Annotated in this window: 19 protein-coding genes; 7 read left to right on the top strand and 12 right to left on the bottom strand. The window is 38.9% G+C overall.

Going from position 1 to position 18844, the window contains the following annotated elements; genetic code table 11:
- Positions 1 to 42 precede the first annotated feature (42 nt).
- From H3T75_RS03255 to recO, 8 genes are all read right to left on the bottom strand, one after another.
- Positions 43 to 528 (bottom strand): Hcp family type VI secretion system effector, encoded by a 486-nt coding sequence (locus tag H3T75_RS03255; RefSeq protein WP_037392137.1) that lies wholly within the window; start codon positions 526 to 528, stop codon positions 43 to 45.
- Positions 529 to 562: 34 nt separating this feature from the next.
- Complete coding sequence (locus tag H3T75_RS03250; protein ID WP_078474410.1) at positions 563 to 2173, bottom strand: OmpA family protein; 1611 nt, start codon at positions 2171 to 2173, stop codon at positions 563 to 565.
- Between the two features lie 8 nt (positions 2174 to 2181).
- On the bottom strand, positions 2182 to 2823 hold the full coding sequence (locus tag H3T75_RS03245) for a DotU family type IV/VI secretion system protein (protein ID WP_171991476.1): 642 nt from the start codon (positions 2821 to 2823) through the stop codon (positions 2182 to 2184).
- Positions 2813 to 4156, bottom strand: a complete 1344-nt coding sequence (gene tssK, locus H3T75_RS03240) for a type VI secretion system baseplate subunit TssK (protein ID WP_110414315.1) — start codon at positions 4154 to 4156, stop codon at positions 2813 to 2815. The genes H3T75_RS03245 and tssK overlap by 11 nt, the downstream gene beginning before the upstream one ends.
- A 27-nt stretch (positions 4157 to 4183) precedes the next feature.
- A complete protein-coding gene (locus H3T75_RS03235; RefSeq protein ID WP_025330949.1) occupies positions 4184 to 4447 on the bottom strand; it encodes a PAAR domain-containing protein in 264 nt (87 codons plus the stop codon).
- A 64-nt stretch (positions 4448 to 4511) separates the two neighbouring features.
- On the bottom strand, positions 4512 to 6044 hold the full coding sequence (gene tssC / locus H3T75_RS03230) for a type VI secretion system contractile sheath large subunit (protein WP_037392136.1): 1533 nt from the start codon (positions 6042 to 6044) through the stop codon (positions 4512 to 4514).
- A gap of 21 nt (positions 6045 to 6065) precedes the next feature.
- Complete coding sequence (gene tssB / locus H3T75_RS03225; protein ID WP_025330951.1) at positions 6066 to 6569, bottom strand: type VI secretion system contractile sheath small subunit; 504 nt, start codon at positions 6567 to 6569, stop codon at positions 6066 to 6068.
- Between the two features lie 581 nt (positions 6570 to 7150).
- Positions 7151 to 7882 carry a DNA repair protein RecO gene (recO, locus tag H3T75_RS03220; protein WP_198211029.1) on the bottom strand — a complete coding sequence of 244 codons (732 nt, stop codon included), beginning with the start codon at positions 7880 to 7882 and terminating at the stop codon, positions 7151 to 7153.
- Between the two features lie 179 nt (positions 7883 to 8061).
- On the opposite strand from recO, the gene yegQ reads away from it, so the two are divergent.
- Positions 8062 to 9429 (top strand): tRNA 5-hydroxyuridine modification protein YegQ, encoded by a 1368-nt coding sequence (gene yegQ, locus H3T75_RS03215; protein WP_198211027.1) that lies wholly within the window; start codon positions 8062 to 8064, stop codon positions 9427 to 9429.
- 72 nt (positions 9430 to 9501) lie between these two features.
- Here the strand turns inward: yegQ and hemH are convergent, their stop codons facing one another.
- Together hemH and thiE are read right to left on the bottom strand one after the other, a co-directional pair.
- The gene (hemH, locus tag H3T75_RS03210; RefSeq protein WP_198211025.1) at positions 9502 to 10509 is read right to left on the bottom strand and encodes a ferrochelatase; all 1008 of its coding nucleotides are present in this window, start codon (positions 10507 to 10509) and stop codon (positions 9502 to 9504) included.
- A gap of 213 nt (positions 10510 to 10722) precedes the next feature.
- Entirely contained in the window at positions 10723 to 11349 is a 627-nt protein-coding gene (gene thiE, locus H3T75_RS03205; RefSeq protein WP_198211023.1) for a thiamine phosphate synthase, read from the bottom strand.
- A gap of 117 nt (positions 11350 to 11466) precedes the next feature.
- On the opposite strand from thiE, the gene H3T75_RS03200 reads away from it, so the two are divergent.
- The 6 genes from H3T75_RS03200 to H3T75_RS03175 all read left to right on the top strand — a co-directional run bounded on the left by H3T75_RS03200 (position 11467) and on the right by H3T75_RS03175 (position 17701).
- A complete protein-coding gene (locus H3T75_RS03200; RefSeq protein WP_084553439.1) occupies positions 11467 to 13062 on the top strand; it encodes an inorganic phosphate transporter in 1596 nt (531 codons plus the stop codon).
- 302 nt (positions 13063 to 13364) lie between these two features.
- Complete coding sequence (locus H3T75_RS03195; protein ID WP_025330957.1) at positions 13365 to 14342, top strand: bile acid:sodium symporter family protein; 978 nt, start codon at positions 13365 to 13367, stop codon at positions 14340 to 14342.
- 753 nt (positions 14343 to 15095) lie between these two features.
- Positions 15096 to 15503, top strand: coding sequence for a hypothetical protein (locus tag H3T75_RS03190; protein WP_198211021.1), 408 nt, complete (start codon positions 15096 to 15098; stop codon positions 15501 to 15503).
- Positions 15504 to 15551: 48 nt separating this feature from the next.
- Positions 15552 to 16241 carry a polymer-forming cytoskeletal protein gene (locus H3T75_RS03185; protein WP_198211019.1) on the top strand — a complete coding sequence of 230 codons (690 nt, stop codon included), beginning with the start codon at positions 15552 to 15554 and terminating at the stop codon, positions 16239 to 16241.
- A 61-nt stretch (positions 16242 to 16302) separates the two neighbouring features.
- On the top strand, positions 16303 to 16755 hold the full coding sequence (locus H3T75_RS03180) for a hypothetical protein (RefSeq protein WP_198211018.1): 453 nt from the start codon (positions 16303 to 16305) through the stop codon (positions 16753 to 16755).
- A 109-nt stretch (positions 16756 to 16864) separates the two neighbouring features.
- Positions 16865 to 17701: a hypothetical protein gene (locus H3T75_RS03175; RefSeq protein WP_198211016.1), complete on the top strand. Its 837-nt coding sequence runs from the start codon at positions 16865 to 16867 to the stop codon at positions 17699 to 17701.
- Between the two features lie 204 nt (positions 17702 to 17905).
- Here the strand turns inward: H3T75_RS03175 and H3T75_RS03170 are convergent, their stop codons facing one another.
- Entirely contained in the window at positions 17906 to 18241 is a 336-nt protein-coding gene (locus H3T75_RS03170) for a hypothetical protein (RefSeq protein ID WP_198211014.1), read from the bottom strand.
- Positions 18241 to 18681 (bottom strand): M15 family metallopeptidase, encoded by a 441-nt coding sequence (locus H3T75_RS03165; RefSeq protein ID WP_198211012.1) that lies wholly within the window; start codon positions 18679 to 18681, stop codon positions 18241 to 18243. The genes H3T75_RS03170 and H3T75_RS03165 overlap by 1 nt, the downstream gene beginning before the upstream one ends.
- Between the last annotated feature and the right edge of the window lie 163 nt (positions 18682 to 18844).

Here is an 18844-nt window from a genome sequence, read left to right as displayed (position 1 = left end):
TTAAAAAGGCGCACAGATGCGTGCGCCTTGAGTTAATTAAAATTAACGGTTCTCAACCCAGCTGTCGGAATGAACAATATTGCCATCCTTGTAAGCCCAGGTGATTTTTTCGTAACGCAATTCCACTTCTTCAAGATGGTTATAGCGTTCTTTACTGGTTTCTTTAATGTTGTGCATTTTAGGACGCACAGCCACTACTTTCACATTTTCAAGCAGGGTGTTGAAATATTCTTTCTCCTGACCTGCATCGTCAATGCGATACCATTTAAATTCTAGAGATTTAAGGTTCTGACCATTGGTTACTGCTTTGTAAAGATATGGTGAAGAAGCATCATATTCTTTTACAAAAGAAATAGGTTTGTGTACACGAGTACCTGTCAGTTTACCGGTATTGCCGTCAGTAGGAATATAAACTTCGTGATCGAATGCCAATACTTCTACTGTGCCTTCACGATTCTGTACAGTTACAGAGCCTTTAACCTCTGAACCACCGTCATCCTTGATCCATAAGTAAGCAGGAATTGCCATATGAATATCCTTTAATTAGTTAATAAATATTACATTAGTCGGTATGATTCATATCAACCAAGGTAATTTCGACACGACGATTTTTACTACGCCCTTGCGGGTCGTCGTTGGTTGCTATGGGTTTACTATCCCCATATCCCTGTACAGTAAAATGGTCTTCCGGAAAGGTGGATGCACTCACTAGCCAGTCACGTACAGCTTCAGCTCTGTGAAATGACAGAGTTTTATTGCTGGCGGCATTTCCGGTGTTATCGGTATGACCATCTATTAGTACTCTTTTATTCGGGTTTGCCTGTACCCAGGTTAAAACCCCTTGTAAAACCAGTTTCGCATCCGCTTTAAGCTGACTCTGACCCACGTCAAACAATGCTGTGGTATCTAAACGGATAATTTGTTTTTTCTGCTTCTCTATCTGGAAAGAATTTATGTCTTTATTGATAACTGGTAATAATTCAGTAGCATGATATAAACCAAATCCCATTCTTCTGGGCTCACCGAATGTCTTATAATCCTGTAAGGTCTGCTGAATGATTTTTAAATTTTTAATACTATCTATACGTTCATTTTCAAGGTGCTGAGGTATTGCTATATATTGCTGATGAGCAGCAATAACTTCCTGCAGCCATTTTTTATTTTGAACAAACGAATACTCGGTACCAATGAGAATGAACATCAGGAAACAGTCAATTGCGTAGCACAGATATTTTGCACCTTTACTTAAATAATGCTGACGTACAAAGCTATTCTCAATAACCGGAAAATTTTTCAGACCGTTAACTGTAAAAACATGAGTCGGACTAACAAATCCTGTTTTTTCAATTTCAAATTTACGCCAGCCTGCTTGCTGATTAGTATTGAAACTGTTTAACCAGACACATGACATCATATACAGAGAATAACGATATGATTTTTCCGGTAACAAATTTTTAATCACATATTTACTAAGCCATTGCTGATTCAGATAAAGTGTGGATGTAGTTGTATAGTCCAGATGTTCCGGCTGTCGGGCATTCAATGCTGCTCTGCTATCCAATTGTTTTTGTAAACAGGAAAAGTACTCTTGCACATCTGTACGCTCCCTGCACAAATGGTTACTATTGTTTTCAGGCCAGTAATCAAGATTTTCATTAAGCAGATCGGTATGGATACCCAATGTCAGCGGTAGGCAGCGTTTGTATGAAGCCTGAATAGTTTCGATTTCTTGCCGCCATTGTGAAATACGCTGCTCTAATGCTGCCACATGAGGATATTTATCTGGATTAAGTATCAGAAATATACCGTTAGCTATTTTATTCTGTTCATCCAGATTCTGATAAATGCTGATTAACTGCGCACAGTCTTCTACCCTGATCCACATTGAATCACGCAACAGTCTCCAACGTTCAGAAGATTCTATCCAATCAGATATATCATCGCCTGCTACGAGAATGATGCGCTGGGATTTAGGTATATTGTACAGACTTGCTGCACTTTGCTTACGAAACCAAAATTGATTCTGATACCACAGAAATCCACATGCCAGTACTATGAGTATACTCAAGCATATTTTGATTACCCAGTATATATCCCAAATTTGCCAGATAAAATATAGCGACAGGCAAACAATCCAGACAAGCAGTAATGTGTAATAAATGCGTTTACTCATTTGGTACCTTATCCAATACTGGCAACCAGATTACTGAGATATTTATTCAGCACCAGATATATAACCACAGTGAACACCAGAAAAGCTAAACACCAGCTCACTGTCGAAAAAGAACGTATAGTAATCGGGCGCAATCTTCGATTAGTCTGAAGTGAAGGAATGATTATTTCAGGCAAATGCGAATCAATTTTGGTAATGAGTTCATTACGAGCATGTGTTTCTTCAAATAAATATTTACCATTAAATCCAAGAGCAAATACCAGCTGCCAAACACTTAAAAGCCAGAATGACGGATCCGGTTTATGCAATTCAGTTTGAATATCTTCAAATAATTGTATACCAGCATCATACTCACCAAATTGGGATACCTGTAACGGGCTGTTTTCCCAAATTGATTTACTTTTGCTATCTAAAAAGCGTAAGGCAAGCTCATCAACAAGTGCAAACAATGCATACTTTATCTGTTTTCGCTCATGCTCAGGCAGGTGATTTTCACTCAGTTTCTGATCAAACTCTGAAACAAAATGAATAGCAAGCAACTGCACTTCATCCATATCCTGAATGGCATGCCCTAAACTTAACCGCGTTACAAATAAAATATAATTACGTAAATTTTCCCGTACGTAATCTGGAATTTCGTTATTCTTCATTTGGCACCGCATATAATTCGATATTTAATCCATCAAATGAATTAGGTGAATAAATACAGCATGATCTGGCTGCTATCATGGCTTTAAAGCCCGGGTGCGACTTATCTAATGCAAAATAGGTAGCTTCTGAACGCATGGGTAATGCGCTGGGTAAACGCTGCATCATTCTTAATGGAATACCATTGGATGCTGACGGCAGAATTCGCTCAACATCATCAGGTGAACCAATCTTACATAGTTTCGGAAAGCGTTCCTGAAGTTCATATAACGGAACACTGGCACGAACAGAAATATAGTAATCTGTGTTTTCATCCAAACGTGCATCTAACAGATGACCAATCCAGCGGGTATTACCAACTTTTTCAAGATCCACCAGTACCAGTACTGTAGGTATAACTGTATCCAGCAGCTCTATAAGCATTTCATTTAACCGGATGAATGTTGTACCTAAATTAAACGGATCATATTGCGGTATGTCTTTGATACTGGATTCAATTGAAAACGACAGCAGACTTCCAACCAAACGTGCCAGTAAGATGTAGTAGTTTTCTGGTGCAATATTTTTATGTGTTTGTAACAGCACCATTTCCGGTATAGACTGATTGAGTATGTTCAGCAGCCAAAATAATGAAATATCGGATACAAGAAAGTCTGCTGATTGCTGATTACGTTCTTTTCGTAATGAACCAAGACGCTGACTTTTATTAAGCAGAATTTGTATCTGTCTTGACAGCATCTCCATTAGAAAAATATTGCTGCCAATAAAGAATACTGGCGGTATATATTGTGCATCAAGCTGCCAGATATTATTTTGATTTTTAATCAGACGAAGAATAGGTATTGCCAAAAAATTCTGACGGTTCTCATGAGAGAATTTCAGGCTGAAATTCAATCTTTTTTCTGCAATTTCTGTTTGCTGGCTACCGTAAAGATCAGTAACCGAAACAAACTGTTTAGAAAATCGTAGTGGTGCATTACTGCTGTTTTCAAGCAGATTACTGCCTACGGTATTTAGTTCTGGTAATGTTAAATATACTGTTGTTTCGAGTATGTCATCCGGTAGTTGTGACAAATCACGGGCAGGCGGCAGAAACTGCATCTGCTGTGAATCAAACCAAGTACCATCCTGAAATGATACTGCACAATCCGATAATTTAAGCTTTTTCAGAGTGAGACTATTAGTGTCTATTTCCATACGCATTACGCCCCATGGCATAATTCGCGTACACTGCATTATGCTAAAGGCATTTGCCTGTTGCAGTAATTCCTGTTGCTGGAAAATTTGTGGCAGCAGTAAGGTACCTTCGTACCAAATCGGATTGATGATTTTCAACTTACAACCTGTTCTAAATTAGATAGATTATTCACATTTAGCTAATGATTGTTTGGATAACAATCGAGCACCACAGCTGGTTTTCATGTTTTCGAGAACCATAAGACGCCCCTTTACTGTTAGCTTGGGATCACCTTCTACAATGTAATGAGTACCACTACATTTCGGACAACTAACTTTATCGCCTTTACGTGCTACCGGTCTTCCTTCAATTTTTGCGATAGGATCACCTTCAAGTACTACCCCACCATGTGTAGTGGTATCTCCCTTACAAATAATAGCGCGTGACATTTAGCAATCCTTTATGGTTATCTACCGATAGGGAACTATCGGTAGATTTTTCGCTTATACCGGATTATTTTTTAGCTTTTGGCATTTGAGATACTAATGAAAGATTAATATCCATACCTTCAATCTGGAAGTGCGGAATGACAAATAGTTTAATTTTGAAGAAACCCGGATTATCTTCAATATCTTCTACTACCACTTTTGCCTGACGTAACGGATGTGAAGCCTGCAGCTCATCACTTGGATCAGTCATTTCTGTAACCAGATTCTGTATCCAGTTATTCATTTCCACTTCCAGAACACGCCGGTCTTTTGTCATACCGATATTTTCGCGCTGAATCAGTTTCAGATAATGAGCCAGACGTGACAGCAGGAAAATATAAGGAAGACGTGAATTGATACGGCTATTGGCTGTCGCCTCTTTAGTATCGTACAGGGCTGGTTTTTGTGTTGAATTTGCAGAGAAGAAACATGCAAAATCATGATTTTTGTAGAACGATAATGGCACAAAACCCAGATTGGCAAATTCAAATTCCCGTGTTTCAGGAATTAATACTTCCGTCGGAATTTTCATTTGTGCGCCGGAACCCAGATCATATAAATGAATCGGCAGATTTTCAATCAGTCCGCCGGCCTGCGGGCCACGAATCTGAACACACCAGCCATTTTTAATAAAGCTTCTTACCATGTTGGCTGCAAATGCAAAGGTGGCATTAGCCCACAAATAACGATTGTGATCAGGGCCTTTAACTTCTTCACTGTAATTGAAACTCCGTACCGGTACTGTTTCACTGCCATAAGGCAAACGTGCCAGAAAGCGCGGTAGAGTAAGACCGATATAGCGGGCATCATCAGTATTGCGGAAGCTGTTCCATTTGATGTATTCAGCACGGTCAAAGTAGTTGCCGATATCTTTGATTGAGGCAACCTCTTCCATTGTTTCTTTACCAAAGAATTGAGGGCCTACAGAACCAATAAATGGCATATGTGCAGCAGCGGAAACTTTTGAAATATTTCTGAGCAGCTCAATGTCCTGAGGGGAGCGGTCAAATTCATAAGCCGAAATGATTGAGGCAAAAGGCTGTCCGCCCGGGGTGTCATATTCGTTAATGTAAGTATGGCTATACAGACCGCTTTGGATGACTTCCGGTGAGTCTTCAAAATCGCGAATCAGAGCATCTTTTGAAACATCAAGTACATCAATTTTGACATTTTGACGGAAATCGGTACGGTCAACTAAGAATTTCAGACCACGCCATGTACCTTCAATTGCCTGAAATTCAGGATGGTGAAGAATATTGTCTAACTGATTGCTGATTAATTTGTCCAGCTTGGCAATATGGAAATCCAGTAAGGATTTATCCAATCTGTCTACAGTTTGGGCACTGTCCTGAATCATTTTCAGGAATACGTTTATCGCTACTGAGATACGTTCATTGGTAGCAGATTCAGATAATGCTGTATTATTGGTGTAATGGTCAAAAGTCGGAGCTGTAGAGACGGTATTCAGATTTATTTTATCAAATAATGATTCATAAACAGACTGTTGAACAGCATTTCCCTTTTTAACGGAACCAGCATTCTGCACATTTTTTTGCATACTTATTTTCCTCTGCGGTATTTATTCTTTAGAAATGATCGGTGAGATTGCTTCAAGTTCTTTGCGCAACTCATCAGAAAGGTTTTTGTCCTGCAGAATTTTTTCCAGTTCTTTACGTAAAACTGCATTGTCCAGAATATTGGACTTCAAATCTCTCAGCAGATTTCGCATAGCTAGCAACGATTTCAGTTCAGGTACTTGCTGAACAATCTGTTCAGGATGAAAATCTTTCATTGATTTGAATTCAAGATTCACAGGAATTTCGGAATTATCATCAGCCAGAGCATTTGGAACAGACAGTTTTACGGCTGGATTCATTTCAGCAAGCACTGCATCAAAGTTGTTTTTATTAATTGAAACTTTTTCACGTTCTGCCAGCGGAGTATCGCTTTCTTTGAAGCTGAAATCGCCAGCCACTAATAAACGCAAAGGTAATTCAACTTGTTTTTTAGCACCTCCTGTATGTAAATCCAGTTTAATATTGACACGTGCTGGTGGTACTTCGTTCTGAAAACTTTCTGACATGATTACTCCTTGTTGAAATTTGAATACTGATAACAGATCAGAGTCATTACATTACTGCGTTTTGATACGGAATATATAGCAAAATGAAAATTTTCAATAAATTTTGTTTTAAAAATTTAATAATAATTAAGTTACAACAGCTTTAAATTAATTGGAAGTTAAATTAAATTTTATTCTGCCTATATATACATGTTTTAACTTATTTTGACTTATTTTGGTTACCAAGTAAATAATTTTATAAAATTTAATGCTATATTGATTACAAAAATCATTTCATCTGTCGTTTATTAACCAATTTTTTTCATAAATTTTATCTATGAAAAAAATTTGTTAAATATTAGCCATAATAAATATTAAATTTTTAAAAATTATTGTAAAGATTTCTTTTATTGGATATATGTAAATAATTATTTTTTAAATGAAATATAATTTTCAGCTGATAATGTTCTGAACATTTTTTATTCAATTTAACCAAAAAAATATAATTATTTTATTGATCATAAAATAAAATTTTATAGAAAAAAACTATAATCTAATTGTGAATTCATTTTTTTTATTTTTCAAACCAGGTTTCTTTATTCCTATACGGTATATTGCTGCAATTGTTTTAATACACGCCGGCTAAGTATACCTTCAGGCAGACGAAAATCCAGAAGCATACGTGTCAGCCTTATGGCCTCGGTATGCCATTCAGGCTGTTCAGCTAGTGAGCGGTTATTTAATGCATTCAGAGTGTGTCCGTGAACAACAATACCATTTTCCTGCGCTGACATCTGTGCCTGCATCAATAAAACAGGGGCATGTTCGGCACGCAGCCAGTAGCGTTCATGATTAATGATCTCCTTCCCCTGACTATCCTGACTAATATCAGGAGCAATACCTAAAGCACGCAGTAATGACCACTCAAAATAACGCAGTGCAGATAAGTGTTCGCCGTTTGAAATATGTTGTAGTACGGTATGTAGTGCCGCGTGAATATCAGGTAACGGATCTTCCCGGGCTGTTAGTTTTAATACCAGCTCATTTACATACATGGCACTGAATAACGCCTGATTCTGAGGCTGAGGCCAGCCGCCTATCCATTCTGCCCGGTGCAGAGTTTTCAATTCATTATTCCCATACCAGGATAGCTGTAGTGGCACAAAAGGAACGAGTACACCTCGCAATTCACTTTGCCGGCGCCTCGCACTGCGCGCCAGCATCACTACTCTGCCATAATCCCGGGAAAATACTTCAATTTGCAGACTGCTTTCACTCCATGGACGGGAGGTAAGCAAGAAAGCAGGTTGATGATTGATGCGATTATTAGACATAGCCGTTTTATGTCAGATGTGGATTTTTCAATTATAGCCGGTTATGGCATGCAATTGACCATATACAGGAAAAAGCGGATAATTCTATTAACAATATAGACTATATTTTTCAGGCAGCCGGCTATTTTAAAGCCGGCTGCCTGAATGTATTCGAAATAATCAGGAAAGTTTAAATACCCATGAAAGCACCAGAATTATTATTGCCCGCTGGTGGACTGGAGCGGATGCGCACAGCCTTTGATTATGGCGCAGATGCTGTTTATGCCGGCACGCCGCGTTATTCTCTGCGCGCACGTAATAATGAATTTGCACATCTGCCAGTACTGGAACAGGGTATTACTGAAGCACATGCACGCGGAAAGAAATTTTTTCTGGCCAGTAATATTTTGCCACATAACGCAAAATTGAAAACTTACCTGGCCGATATGGAACCGATTATTGCTATGCAGCCAGACGCGCTGATTATGGCTGATCCGGGTCTTATTATGAAAGTGCGTGAAAAATGGCCGGAAATACCGATTCATTTATCCGTTCAGGCTAATACCACCAATGCATGGGGGGTACAGTTCTGGCAAAGTATCGGCATAGAACGTATTATTCTGTCGCGCGAACTCAGTATTAATGAAATTGCCGAAATCAGGCAGCAATGCCCGGATATTGAGCTGGAAGTATTCGTTCACGGAGCTTTGTGTATTGCCTATTCAGGCCGCTGCCTACTTTCCGGTTATTTTAATCATCGTGATCCTAATCAGGGTACTTGTACTAATGCTTGTCGCTGGGATTATAAAGTACATAATACGGCTGATAGCGACAGTGGCGATGCTCAATTATTACCCGATTTTGACTTTAATCAGGCGAAAAGTCTGGCTGATAATGCATTATATGGCTTAAATGACCAGCAACGTCACCCGCTGGCAAATAAAGTCTATCTGATTGAAGAAGCAAACCGGCCTGGTGATATGATGCCCATAATGGAAGATGAGCATGGCACCTATATCATGAATTCCAAAGATTTACGCGCGGTAGAACAAGTCGCCAAACTGGCAGAAATCGGTGCAGATTCTTTAAAAGTAGAAGGCCGGACTAAATCAGTCTATTACGTAGCCCGGGCAGCACAGGTATACCGGCGTGCTATTGATGATGCAGTTGCAGGTAAACCTTTTGATTATAGCTTACTGGCAGAACTCGAAGGATTGGCCAACCGGGGTTATACCACTGGTTTTCTGGAACGGCATCAGACACAAGAGTACCAGAATTACCTTTCTGGGCATTCTTTATCAAAACAAAGTCAGTATGTAGGCAAAGTTACGGCTGTTGATTCTGAAGGATGGGCAACCATTGAGGTAAAAAATAAATTCAGCCTTGGTGACCAGCTGGAAATTATTCATCCGAGCGGTAATCAGATTATCCGCCTTGAAGCAATGACACGTAAGGGCTATCCGGTAGAAGTGGCTTCCGGAAACGGAATTGAAGTAAAAATTCCACAGATGCTTGGCAAAGATAATGCACTGATTGCACGCATTATTCCCCAGGCAGAAGCTAATTAAATTAGCTTCTGAAAAAGCCATAGTGATATTACACTATGGCTTTTTTATTATCCGTTTCTATATTTGTGTAATTTACAGCCAGCCTTGTAAATGCTGCGTCACAAGCGGAGCCAGTATTTCAACCCATTCATGCTCACTATTCATACAGGGAATATACTGAAACTGTTTTCCGCCATGCGCCAGAAAGTCTGCTTTACCACGAATATTGATTTCTTCAAGTGTTTCCAGACAATCAGTAACAAAACCCGGACATACGACATCAAGTCTACTGATTCCGGCCTGAGGAAGCTGGATAAGCAAATCCTGAGTACTTGGTCCGACCCAGGGTGCATAGCCAAAACGGCTCTGAAATGCCAGCCGATATTCATCTGATTGCAGCCCAAGCTCTTCAGTAAGTAAACAGGTCGTGGTTTTACAATGCTCAACATAACTATCGCCAGCCTGATGCTGAGCCTCTGGTATACCATGAAAGCTTATTAATAAACACTGTCCTCTGCCATGCTTTTGCCAGTATGTCTGAATATGTCTGGCCAGTGTTTTTATATAATTGTTATCTGCATAAAAGCCTGTGATACTTCGTACTGCCATTTGTACACGTTGCTTAAGCATTACCCGCCAAACCTGATCCAGTGCAGCACCACTACTGGAACCCGCATATTGCGGATACAACGGCAACACCAGTAAATTCTGCACGCCAAGCTGTTTCATTTCTTGCATAACATCAATTACGCTGGGCTGTCCGTAGGTCATAGCAAAACGAGTAATAACACTGTCTGGCATAGTACTGGCTAAAGAAGCGCTAAGTAGTTGTGTTCCAGTCAATAAAGGGGAACCGGCTTCCTGCCAGATGGTGCTGTACGCGTGGGCACTTTTACGTCCGCGAACAGGCAAAATAATCCCGCGTAATATTAACTGCCATAAAAAACGCGGTAATTCGACTACACGCTGGTCGGATAAAAATTCGCGTAAATACGGTCGTACAGCCTGAGGTGTAGGTGCAGCAGGTGTACCAAGATTCAGCAATAAAACACCAATTGCCGGTTTAGAAGTTTTTGGTTCAGAAAGAAAAATTTTTGACATAATTTTTGGCAGCAATCGATTATCAGTCAATCAGATAAAAGTGCTGCGAGTATAGCCTATATCCTCTGCTTGTTAGCAATTTCACCAGTTAAAACTTTACTGACATCAGGCATTACCTCTGCAACAGACCTAATACAGCGATTATTTGTGCTCTAACTAATCCCTGCTCACCCAGATAAAACTACTTTAGTTTACAGACAGACTGGTAAATCTTTATTTATCCCAAAGCGCCTGAAAGGCTTTTACTACTTTTTCAGGATCAGCTGATTCAGTAACAGCACGAACTACAGCCAGAGAGCTTACGCCGGTAGCCAGTACATCGCGTGCATTATTTAAATCAATTCCACCAATAGCAACTGTAGGTGTATTTCCGGCTTGAATCACGTATTGCTTTAATTTGTCCAGTCCCTGAGGTTCAGTAGGCATAGTTTTGGTTGTAGTAGGAAAAATTGCCCCGCAGGCTACATAGCTTGGCTTTACTGCTAATGCTTTACTCAGTTCCGCTGGTGAATGTGTACTTACCCCCAGCCTTAACTCTGAATTCTGAATCATTACTAAATCAGCACTGTCCAGATCTTCCTGTCCGAGATGCACCCCATACGCACCGCAATCTACAGCTTCCCACCAGAAATCATTGATAAATAGTTGTGTAGGTGTATCTTTTGCATAAGCGACACTGCGTTGAATTTCACGGTACAATGCTGAACCAATCAGAGTTTTATTACGCAGCTGCACAGTATTGGCCCCTGCATCGACCATCCGCGCTACCCAATCCGCAGTAGGAACAACAGCATAGAATTTCAGCGGAGCAACTATAGGTAAAAACGAATTTGCATACATAAAATATTCCTTTTGAAATAAAAATCTTTATAATGATAGTTTTTTCACGCAGCACTGCATACACACAATAATGTTTGCAGATGTCTGTACTGAATTTTCCACTTTTACAAATATATTATGGCCTCAGACGCATCCTCTGTTCGCTCTCCCCTGATCACCCGGGTTAATTATACTTTTGCTGCATTATTATTCGGCACAATTGCATACTTTATTTATTGGGGGCTTGGATATACCAACCATCATTCTCCATTATTATTTGTTATTGCCACTCTGTTTGGCGCCTTCATGGCATTTAACATCGGTGGCAATGACGTTGCCAACTCCTTTGGTACCAGTGTAGGCGCCGGAACCCTTACAATACCGCAGGCATTGGGTATAGCGGCTGTTTTTGAGGTTTCTGGTGCGGTTATTGCCGGCGGCGAAGTAACAAAAACAATTCGTCACGGCATTATAGACCTTGGTGCCATGCATTTAACACCTTCACAATGCATTAATGTCATGCTGGCAGCATTACTGGCGGCGGCAATCTGGTTGTTAATTGCTTCCAAAAAAGGTTTACCGGTTTCAACAACACATTCTCTGATAGGCGGACTGGTGGGTGGCGGATTGTGTCTAGGCTATTTGATAACGGGTAATGGCAGCGCTTTGGATTTAATTCAATGGAACAAAATGGGAGAAATTGGTCTGTCCTGGATTATCTCGCCTGTTTTAGGAGGTGCCTTTTCTTATATCCTGTTCAGCCAGATAAAAAAGCATGTACTGGACTACAACGACCGAATGGTTATAGCACTGAAAGAAATTAAGCAGGAAAAAAAAGCATATAAAGAAAAACACAAAATCTGGTTTGAAAAACTAAGTGAAACCGAAAAAATTCGCATTTCCTCTGCTATAGCCCGTGACGCCGAAAATTACAGTGATCCTGATTATAGCGTCGAAGAGCTCGAATCAGATTACTATAAAGGTCTGGCAGATATCGAAAGCCGTAAAAACAACATCGACGCATTTAAGGCACTACATAGCTGGGTACCCTTAATTTCAGCCTGTGGCGGCATGATGATTACCGCTATGATGTTATTTAAAGGGCTGACTAATCTGCATCTTGGTTTATCTGTGATTACCAATTTCCTGTTAATCATCATGATTGGCGCATTAATCTGGATGGCCACATTCATTTACGCCAAAACCTTAAGGCGCAAAGATTTAAGCAAATCAACCTTTCTGATGTTCAGCTGGATGCAGGTATTTACGGCTGCCGGCTTTGCTTTTAGTCACGGCGCTAATGATATTTCCAATGCGGTTGGCCCGTTTGCCGCCATTATGGATATTATCCGTACCGGTGATATTGGTATAGATGCCAATGCCATGATTCCGGCTCCAGTGATGATAACATTTGGTGTGGCACTGATTGTTGGTTTATGGTTTATTGGCAAGGAAGTCATCCAGACTGTTGGTACCAATCTGGCCAAAATGCATCCTGCATCCGGCTTCACAGCAGAGCTTTCCTCTGCAGCTATTGTGATGCTGGCTACACTGATGGGGCTGCCGGTATCCAGTACACATATTCTGGTTGGTGCCGTTCTGGGTATCGGACTGGTTAATCGTAATGCTAACTGGAAATTGATGAAACCAATTGCACTGGCCTGGGTGATTACCCTGCCCTCTGCTGCAGTTTTATCTGTATTGATATTTTTGGGACTCAACTCATTTTTTTAAATTAACAATTATCTTAATAAAACCGGATAAATATGCTTATCCGGTTTTATTATGACTAAAGCGATTGTCTAAAGTAAATTTTCAAAGATTTTATAAAATAAATTTACCCTGATTTGAATGACACTACAAATAGTCGTTATTAAATTTCTTTTAATACTTTTTTTCCAGATTTCTTAAATTTAAAAAGTAATTTTAAAATCAGATTAAATTTTTTTAACTTAATCACCGGCTGTTTTTTTCTGAACCATTTAAGCTAAAATGATGACTTTTGTTACAAACTCAGCATAAACTGGTTGTTGCCAATGAATAACCTGCTTAAAAAATTTTATATAGATCCCTTTTTGCTGGCAATGCTGACTGTTGTAGGTACTGCTACTGTTTTGCCTTGTCAGGGCAGCACAAAAACATTCTTTAGCTATCTGACCACAGTTGCCATTGCCTTACTATTTTTTATGCATGGTGCAAAGCTATCACGGCAGGCGATTACAGAAGGTATCAGACACTGGCGATTACATTTAGTTGTATTTTGCAGCACATTTATTTTATTTCCGCTAATCGGTTTAGGTTTGCGTATTCTGGTTCCCCACTGGCTCTCTCCCGAACTGTATCTGGGCTTTCTGTATTTGTGCGCATTACCGGCTACAGTACAGTCCGCAATTGCTTTTACTTCTGTTGCCGGCGGAAATGTTGCAGCAGCAGTATGTAGTGCATCTGCTTCCAGCATTCTGGGCGTTTTCCTGTCACCTGTACTGGTTGGTCTAATGATGCCCACCAGTGGCAATAGTGTCGACACAACAGCTGCTATCGAATCGATTTTATTACAACTAATGCTGCCATTTGTTTTAGGCCATTTGGCCAGGCCATTAATTGCAAATTGGATTCATAAACATAAAGTATGGATAAACCGTACTGACCGGGGCTCGATTCTTTTAGTCGTTTATGTAGCATTCAGTGATGCTGTTGTTGAAGGACTATGGCACAAAGTTAATCTAGGCTCAATTGGTATGATTGTGATTCTGAGTCTATTGATTCTGTTTCTGGTTATCAGCATTAATACACTGGTTGCCCGTTCATTGGGCTTTAACCGTGCTGATGAAATTACTATTGTCTTTTGCGGTTCCAAGAAAAGTCTGGCAAATGGCGTACCCATGGCCAATGTACTCTTTCCTGCCAGCATAGTAGGCATTATGTTATTACCACTGATGATTTTTCATCAGTTACAACTAATGATCTGTGCAGTGTTGGCGCAACGCTATGCACGTTTGAATAAAACGGAATAGATTACCTTCGAGTGTAGGTTTTATTTCTAATAAAGCTTGCTATTTGGTTTTTTATAATCTCTATATCATAGTGCCAGCAATAAGATTTGCTGGCACTTAATCTATTTACATCAAATCACTCAATAATGCTGCAAATATGGTATTTACTTGATTTTGATACAATGGCATAAATCAAAAATATAGGTATACCATAAGCTGAAACAATTAGATTTAAAAGTAGCTGCTGTGAATAGACTGGTAGTCACGAGTTAGGGACAAAATATTTGTAATTAATTGATTTATTTTATCTTATGGTGCCAGTAATATGCAATGCGGCTATTTTACACAAAGCGCATTATATCGCCAAATATCGCCACAAGTCCCGTATTTACTGGCTTTCCGCTTAATTTCAGAAAACACATAAAACAACATATTAATACATATTAAATTAATTTTGTGTCACAAAACTGTCACACAATAAGAACCTTTTAAATGACACTTATATATACCATATATATAGTATATACGCTCATGAATCGATAGTACCAGATGTATAAACTGAGAAGTTCACAAAATTCAGTTATGGTGGATAGCACCACAACTGAATCAAATTATCAGAATTCAACCGTTATGGAGATCGAAACGGTTGAAAAATGTACAAACTAATCTGCCAATTACTAAAACAGATAATACCAGTTTAATTAACTAAACCTGATTAACTAACCCAAGCCAGCTAACCGCTGGCTTTTTTATTGAAGCAAAAAGGAGTGAAACATGGAAAACGAGCTGATAATTACCCGTGACATCGTTGAAAAGTATGAGAATAAATTCATTGAAAATGATGATCGTAAATTTGTTGTTGATACATTTAATGAGGTTTTCCCTCATGGTGCGAAAATCTCAGAAATACCAAAATTAATACCAGAACTAGAAGAGGACTATTCACATTTTGTAGATTGGCTGTTACAACAAGTACCTCCCACAGATACACCTGTAGTGGTTGATACATTACAAGATAGTATTGTTCATAATGGGGATCTTATTGTTAAAGGTGATGTAATTATTGATGACAATTCAGAATTTTCGATTTATATAAAAGGAAAAATTAAATTTGAAGGGAAACTAGAGATTAATACCAACCGAATACCTATATATGTCAACATCAATAAATCAGATACATAGTATAGAAGAAGCCAGCCAAAACGCTGGCTTTATTATTGGAGAATAAAAATGGAAGCTAAAGAAAAACAGTTAATAGTTACCGAGAAGTGGCTTGAAAAAAATGGTGCTCGTAAAGATGAGCTTCAAACTTTTAAAAAGCATTTCCCTAATGGCGGAGAAGCTTTAGAAATACTAAAGCAATGCGAAGAGTTAGATTATAGATATTTTGGAGAATGGTTGGTAGATCACTTACCTCCCACTTATCCACCTTTAGTGCTTAATACTTTAATAGATAGTCTTTTCTACCCCAATGATATACATATTAAAGGCGATGTTTCTATTCAAAAGTTTATTCACATCAAAGGTATTCTTAAGATAGATGGGAAATTAACAGTCAATAAACAGCAAAGCGTCCTCGCCGCCTTTGTGAATGCTGATGAGATTGACGTTAGTGGAGGAGCAGATATTCACGCACGAATTAAAGCTAATTCTATTAGCATGAGTGATTATGCTTTTATTAACGGGGATACTGTAGCTAATAGTATAAGCTTGCGTGATTCTGTTGATATTTTAGGAAATGCTAAAGCTAAGGTTATTAATTTCAAGGGCGGTTATATCGCTGGTGATGTTGATGCCGATGAAATTATCAACGATGGCGGATTGATTGGGGGAGACGTTAACACTATCAAAATTCAAAATATCAATGGTGGCAGGGTCGCCGGAAAGATTACTTATAAGCGTTCTGATGAACATAAATAAAGCCGGCTAACCGCTGGCTTTTTAATTAAGGTTTATAACCTGCAATAAAAAGGAATTCGAAATGACTGGACAAGTTAATTATTTAGTAGAGGCTCCTGAGTTAGGGCAAGAATATTATGTTTTGTGTATTAAGCCAAAACCCTTTTACGTATTATACGAGTGGAAAGGTTCGGTTTTTGAAAAAGAACGACTTGCCACGCATAGACTTTATCCAACTAAAAAAGATGTTGAAAGGGCTGCTGAATTCGTAAAGAACTTCTACATATCGCATAAAGAACAATTAAACTATTTGAGATCTGAACCTGAGCCCGGAACCGAAGTATGGTATGGCTATGGTAGCAATTCGAAAGACATCGAATCTGCAAATTTTGACCCTAAAAATACTTTTCACCAAGGCTTATTAGAGACCTTCCAACTTTATGGAACTCGTGAGGACTTAATAAAAGACATGAATCTAATAACCGAAGCCTTTAGAAGAGGAATACAAAAAAGCTCACTGAACAGTGGGCTTTAATTTTAAGGAGATTAATTAACATGACAGATAAGCAAGATACTGAAAAATACCTATTTAAAGCCAGCTAAAAATAGCTGGCTTTGTTGTATTTGGTTTTAAGGAGGTTTATATGAGCCATTTTATAGTTTTAGTTATTGGCGAAAATCCAGAAGAACAATTACAGGGTTATCATGAATTTGAAAGCACTGGCACAGATGATCAGTATGTTAAAAATGTTGATATTACAAAAACTGTTTTATCTTATGCAGAAGATTGTGACCTTACCCTTGGTTTAGAGGAGTATGGTTTAAAGAATCAAGTAATTGAATCTAAATTAGAGCTTGACATAATGTTTAAGCATAAATATGGGTATGCTCTTGTACAAGACGGGAAACTAATTGAAGCAATTCAACGTACTAATCCTAATGCAAAGTGGGATTGGTATAGACCTGAATGCGGTTTTTTATTAAAAAATGGATTTATAGCTTCTAAAGCATTAAAAAAGGACATAGATTTTGAAACCAAAATTACTAATGCACGTCTTGAAGCACAAAAAGAATACGATAAATTTCAAATTTTATTATCTTCTAATAATTTAAAATTTCCTAAGACTTGGGAAGAATGTCTAGCAGAATCTCAAACTTATGGAGAGGCAAAGGAATTTTATTCTAAACAAGCAGCAGTTGAAATATTTAACAAACACAAGTTCAAATTTAAAGGACATTATTATAAGTGTCCTTTTAGTTATTTTGGAAAATCAAAAGAAGATTTTATTGAACGTGAAAGGTATCAGGGAGTTGTAACTTTTGCTGTTGTTAAAGATTCTCAATGGTTTTCTAGACGTGAAAATTTATGGGTTTCTACGCCTAATGACATATCAAGAGAAGATTGGAATGCTAAATTCTGGGAATTAGTTAATAGTGTACCCGATGATACAATGTTTAGTTTGTATAATTGCCATATTTAAATTGTTTCAAAAATCAGAAATGACTAAAAAGCCAGCAATTAGCTGGCTTTATCTCACTTAATCGCGTTTACTAGCGCGCTATGCCGTCTTGCGCAGTCGTTATACTTGCCCACTACCCCAACAGCCCAAGGCAAAACATCTGCGCCTGTAGCCCCGTTTAAAGGGCTTAACTCAGGACATGGTGCTGTCAGGTTAGCCGGCAGACTAACGACTGCTGATTGCTTCGTTAATGATGTGCACCCCGGAAGCGTCCAGACAAACATTAGTATAGACAGGCACCCTAACAATTTTTGTAACCTGTGTTTGACGTTCATTTTGTTTCACCTCACTTACTTCTTTCTGTTTTTCATAGTCGGCACTGGCTTTATTGAGTGCCGCCTGTTGTCTGGCTGTTTCAGCCTGCTGCTTTTTCTGCATTACCTCTATACCGGCGTTATAGCCTTTCGTGTATTGTTTACGCCCGATTGCGGTAATAATGAACAGCAGCATGAGAATCACCAGAATCCGTACGCTAACGCTTACGTAATCAATCTCTTTCATTACGCCACCTCAAAATGCGGTAAATCCTTGCTTTTCTGCCAGTTGCCGCCCCAGTTGATTTTCACACCCAATTCCTTAGCTGCCTGTTGCATAGCCTCATTAATTGCTGCGAATTTCTTCGGGTCGTTATCTTTCATATTGATAGGGTACGGATAAATATCCACTGCGCACCCTTTTGCGTGCTTACTCGCCAGCGGTGTATTTACCCAAGTCACTTTCCTTTCATTTGGCCGCGCGTATTTCGGATCAACTCCCTTTTTCACGCATTCATTAGCAGTACGCCCTTTACCGTAATTGATGAAACACTGTTCCTTGCTTCTTTTCCCTTCAATGACGGTAAAATCCTGCTGAGAGATTTCAATAGCTCGCTTAACGACCTTAACCAGATTGGCATCAACATCGCGTAAATTGTTTAAAGAACGACTGCCTAGTTTGTACATATCTAACCTTTCACGAATAAAAAAGCAGCCATAACGGCTGCTGTGTATTGACTATTTAAATTTATTTACATATTATTAAATCATGTTTCCCCTTTAATACTTTTAAAGCCCTCAAATACTCCACCGTGTTGAGGGTATTTTTTTGCCATTCATACATTGGGCG

Origin of the sequence: Snodgrassella sp. W8135, from assembly GCF_016101225.1 — a bacterium.
Lineage (GTDB): Bacteria > Pseudomonadota > Gammaproteobacteria > Burkholderiales > Neisseriaceae > Snodgrassella > Snodgrassella alvi.
The sequence above is the reverse complement of the archived record's forward strand: the minus strand, read 5'-3'. Positions and strand labels throughout refer to the sequence as shown.

What these genes read in the sequence shown, in the direction of transcription:
- H3T75_RS03255 (WP_037392137.1), bottom strand. Translation starts at nt 528, where the DNA reads ATGGCAATTCCTGCTTACTTATGGATCAAGGATGACGGTGGTTCAGAG.
- H3T75_RS03250 (WP_078474410.1), bottom strand. Translation starts at nt 2,173, where the DNA reads ATGAGTAAACGCATTTATTACACATTACTGCTTGTCTGGATTGTTTGC.
- H3T75_RS03245 (WP_171991476.1), bottom strand. Translation starts at nt 2,823, where the DNA reads ATGAAGAATAACGAAATTCCAGATTACGTACGGGAAAATTTACGTAAT.
- H3T75_RS03235 (WP_025330949.1), bottom strand. Translation starts at nt 4,447, where the DNA reads ATGTCACGCGCTATTATTTGTAAGGGAGATACCACTACACATGGTGGG.
- tssC (WP_037392136.1), bottom strand. Translation starts at nt 6,044, where the DNA reads ATGCAAAAAAATGTGCAGAATGCTGGTTCCGTTAAAAAGGGAAATGCT.
- tssB (WP_025330951.1), bottom strand. Translation starts at nt 6,569, where the DNA reads ATGTCAGAAAGTTTTCAGAACGAAGTACCACCAGCACGTGTCAATATT.
- recO (WP_198211029.1), bottom strand. Translation starts at nt 7,882, where the DNA reads ATGTCTAATAATCGCATCAATCATCAACCTGCTTTCTTGCTTACCTCC.
- yegQ (WP_198211027.1), top strand. Translation starts at nt 8,062, where the DNA reads ATGAAAGCACCAGAATTATTATTGCCCGCTGGTGGACTGGAGCGGATG.
- hemH (WP_198211025.1), bottom strand. Translation starts at nt 10,509, where the DNA reads ATGTCAAAAATTTTTCTTTCTGAACCAAAAACTTCTAAACCGGCAATT.
- thiE (WP_198211023.1), bottom strand. Translation starts at nt 11,349, where the DNA reads ATGTATGCAAATTCGTTTTTACCTATAGTTGCTCCGCTGAAATTCTAT.
- H3T75_RS03200 (WP_084553439.1), top strand. Translation starts at nt 11,467, where the DNA reads ATGGCCTCAGACGCATCCTCTGTTCGCTCTCCCCTGATCACCCGGGTT.
- H3T75_RS03195 (WP_025330957.1), top strand. Translation starts at nt 13,365, where the DNA reads ATGAATAACCTGCTTAAAAAATTTTATATAGATCCCTTTTTGCTGGCA.
- H3T75_RS03190 (WP_198211021.1), top strand. Translation starts at nt 15,096, where the DNA reads ATGGAAAACGAGCTGATAATTACCCGTGACATCGTTGAAAAGTATGAG.
- H3T75_RS03185 (WP_198211019.1), top strand. Translation starts at nt 15,552, where the DNA reads ATGGAAGCTAAAGAAAAACAGTTAATAGTTACCGAGAAGTGGCTTGAA.
- H3T75_RS03180 (WP_198211018.1), top strand. Translation starts at nt 16,303, where the DNA reads ATGACTGGACAAGTTAATTATTTAGTAGAGGCTCCTGAGTTAGGGCAA.
- H3T75_RS03175 (WP_198211016.1), top strand. Translation starts at nt 16,865, where the DNA reads ATGAGCCATTTTATAGTTTTAGTTATTGGCGAAAATCCAGAAGAACAA.
- H3T75_RS03170 (WP_198211014.1), bottom strand. Translation starts at nt 18,241, where the DNA reads ATGAAAGAGATTGATTACGTAAGCGTTAGCGTACGGATTCTGGTGATT.
- H3T75_RS03165 (WP_198211012.1), bottom strand. Translation starts at nt 18,681, where the DNA reads ATGTACAAACTAGGCAGTCGTTCTTTAAACAATTTACGCGATGTTGAT.